The organism is Sphingobium xenophagum NBRC 107872, from assembly GCF_000367345.1.
Lineage (GTDB): Bacteria > Pseudomonadota > Alphaproteobacteria > Sphingomonadales > Sphingomonadaceae > Sphingobium > Sphingobium xenophagum.
Map to the genome: position 1 here is coordinate 1 of NZ_BARE01000133.1, position 991 is coordinate 991.

Genomic DNA, 991 nt, shown 5'->3' on the forward strand with positions numbered 1-991 from the left:
AAGATGGCGACCAATGGTGGTACCCGCTTTGCCCGCCAGCGCGAGCGAAGCAAGGTACGTTGCCACCGCTTCAGGCCGCGCCGGCAACGGCTCGAGCGAACGTCCGTCACACCAGCCTTCGAACTGGTTCCAGTCGCTGGCATAGGCGCGCAGGGTGTTCGCCGCCTTGGCCTGAGCGCGGTAGCCCCGCGCTGCGACGATCTCCGCGTGCAAACGGCTGTCGGTTTCGGCGATGGCGGCAGGGGATGCTGTCGAGGCGGCGGTCTCGGTAGTCGGAACGTCGAGTCTTGCGACCTCCTTGGTTTCCTTTGCCATTTTCGCCCTTTCGCGCGCCACAACCGGAATTTCTATAGGCCGTCTTCTACTGTCCGTGAAGGGCGTTTATCGGACAGTAATTGCACCATCAAAGCCAAGTATACTTTTTGTGGCATTCGTATATTTTATGGCGGATGGATCGCGGCCCTCCCCCCTGGCAACTCACCCTCGCACGGATCGAGGGGGCGCTGCCGTTCCTGCGCGCGGAGGTGGCCGACGGGCTGGTGCGGGCCTCACTGCGCCGGCTGTGGCGAGTCCATGTCCGCGACTATGCCTTTGAAAACCTTGGGCCAGAGCACAATCCGGGTCTAGGAGCGGCTGAACTGACCCGCTCGTGGTACGCGGCCGAACGGCAGGACTTCCTGTCCTGGATCAGCCGACGCGGCCCCCCTCCCCTCGCCCGGGCCGCGCAACTCACCCTTACGGCCAAAGGCGCGCGAGAAAGCTTCTCAGGGACATTTGCGGCAGCCGACCGGGCTCTGGAACGGCTCGATGCGTTGCTACCAGCGCGCGATACGCTCGCAGCCCTTACGGAATGGCTCCGCCAGCTCCGCGCAGACGAAGTCGACTTTCTCGAAGGAGGCAGCGAGGAAGTGTTGATCGAGGGCCATGTGTTCCAGCGTTTCCGGCTATCCGGCACACGGGGTTGATGGAGCGCGCGAGGGCTCGACATCAG

At 63.8% G+C, this 991-nt stretch carries 1 protein-coding gene and 1 pseudogene; one reads left to right on the forward strand and one right to left on the reverse strand.

The genetic code is table 11. The annotated features are described in order from the left end of the window. Window positions 1–315 (reverse strand): annotated as a pseudogene (locus tag SX1_RS25000) (integrase); the annotation flags it as partial. A gap of 134 nt (window positions 316–449) precedes the next feature. Here SX1_RS25000 and SX1_RS23455 point away from each other — a divergent pair. Then, window positions 450–965 carry a hypothetical protein gene (locus SX1_RS23455; protein WP_019054867.1) on the forward strand — a complete coding sequence of 172 codons (516 nt, stop codon included), beginning with the start codon at window positions 450–452 and terminating at the stop codon, window positions 963–965. Window positions 966–991: the final 26 nt, after the last annotated feature.

What these genes read in the sequence shown, in the direction of transcription:
- SX1_RS23455 (WP_019054867.1), top strand. Translation starts at nt 450, where the DNA reads ATGGATCGCGGCCCTCCCCCCTGGCAACTCACCCTCGCACGGATCGAG.